1 protein-coding gene is annotated in these 1949 nt (G+C 63.3%); it reads left to right on the top strand.

All coding sequences use genetic code 11. The annotated features are described in order from the left end of the window. The first annotated feature begins 718 nt into the window (after positions 1–718). The gene (locus AAGW05_RS18445) at positions 719–1915 is read left to right on the top strand and encodes an IS30 family transposase (protein WP_411806017.1); all 1197 of its coding nucleotides are present in this window, start codon (positions 719–721) and stop codon (positions 1913–1915) included. Positions 1916–1949 lie beyond the last annotated feature (34 nt).

The following is a 1949-nucleotide window of genomic DNA, read 5'->3' as shown; positions in this document are numbered from 1 at the left end:
GGGCGAGTTCTAGCGGTCGTTGCAACACCCCTTGAAAACGGGAGTTGCTCCACCCATGGATTCACCGTCAATTAATGATGCTTTCTTAACGGAAAAGTCACCTTTGGGGATAGGCACTGATTTGGCTGCCCAACCGCTGGGTAAGCGCGCGTACCGGCGTTACTCGGCAGCTGATCGGGCCAGGTTCTTCGCCGCGTTCGAGCGGTTGGGAAGCATCCCGGCAGCGGCTCGGGAACTCGGGTTCAACCCGGTCACGTGCCGTTCCTGGACCGGCTCTCCCACCAAGGAACGCGGCCAGAAATACAGCCAGTCCCAGCGGGACGAGTTCTTCGTCGTCCTGGACCGGGCAGGGAGCGTGAGCGCCGCGGCGAAGGTGTTGGGCATCAACGTCCAAACGTGTTTCCATTGGGCCTACGAGGTCGGCGCGGTCACCCGAAAGCCCCATGCGGCCTCGGGGAAAACGGGGCGGGCCACGCCGGCGCAAAAGGAAGAGTTCCTCGCCGTTCTCGTCCGTGTGGGCAGCATCAGTGTCGCTGCCAGGGAGACCGGGGTGCCCCTGTCCCAGTGCGCCAATTGGGCCCGCCACGCCGGGATCAAGTCCATCCGTGCCGGTGGTGGCACACGTGCTGAATACCTTCGGTTGCGCGAGGCAGGCAACAGTCGCAAGGAGGCCGTCGCGGCCGCCGGCGCAAACCCACGAAGCGCCTATCGGTGGGAGATGCAACGCAAGGTGGCCAGCGCCGGTCCCGATGAGACCAAGAGGGCGGAAATGCCGTATAACCGGGGGGTGATTACCGCTTGTAACGAACCATTGGCACCCACCGCCGGGGAAGTCCCGCCGCCAGCAGGACCAGTTGCGGTGGCCGGGCCTGCACAGGCGCCCGAACCCGTCGTGGTGGCGTTGGAGGCCCTGGAACAGCCCGTCAGCGCCCGCTATCTCTCGCTTCCCGAGCGGGAGAGGATCGCGGACCTGCTGGCCCGGGACACGTCCCTGCGGGCCATTGCCCGCGCACTGGGCCGCTCCGCCGGATCGATCAGTCGCGAGGTTGCCCGTAACAGCCACCCGGTGCTGGGCTACCAGCCCTATGGGGCCCACCGAAAAGCCACCACGGCACGAGCCCGGCCCAAGCCCAGTAAACTGGCCACTGACGGTCCGCTGCGCGAGTACGTGAAAGAGAAACTACTCACACGCTGGTCCCCGGAACAGATCTCCAAAGTGCTGATCAAGGAATTCCCCCATGACGAGCAGATGCGTGTGAGCCACGAAACGATCTACCAATCCCTCTTCATCCAAGCCCGCGGCGGCCTCAAACGCGAGGTTCAAACGGCATTGCGGACCGGGCGGACCCGCCGCAAAAAACACAAGAACCCGGAAGAACGCACCAGCCGTTTCAGGGACCCGATGATCAACATCTCCGAACGCCCACCCGAGGTCGAAGACCGTGCCGTGCCAGGCCACTGGGAGGGGGACCTGATCACCGGCGCCCACAACCAATCCGCCATCGCGACCCTGGTCGAGCGCACCACACGCTACGTCATGCTCGTGCATCTGCCCGGGGACCACACCGCTGAAACAGTGCGCGACGGACTGATCAAAACCATGTCCACCCTGCCAGCCCACCTGCGCGGTTCCCTGACGTGGGACCAAGGCGTGGAAATGGCCAAGCACAAAGCCTTCAGCGTCGCCACCGACATGGATGTCTACTTCTGCGATCCGCACAGCCCCTGGCAACGCGGCTCCAATGAAAACACCAACGGCCTGCTGCGCCAGTACTTCCCCAAAGGAACCGACCTGTCCGCCTACGGACCCGAAGACCTCGAACACGTCGCCCAGGAACTCAACGCACGCCCACGCAAAACGCTCAACTGGAATACACCAGCCGAGCAACTTCATGATCTACTAATAACCAACTAAACACCAGGTGTTGCAACGACCCCTAGAATTCAAG

Source organism: Arthrobacter sp. LAPM80, assembly GCF_046736435.1.
Classification (GTDB): domain Bacteria; phylum Actinomycetota; class Actinomycetes; order Actinomycetales; family Micrococcaceae; genus Specibacter.
This window is presented reverse-complemented; position numbering and strand designations above follow the sequence as displayed.

What these genes read in the sequence shown, in the direction of transcription:
- AAGW05_RS18445 (WP_411806017.1), top strand. Translation starts at nt 719, where the DNA reads ATGCAACGCAAGGTGGCCAGCGCCGGTCCCGATGAGACCAAGAGGGCG.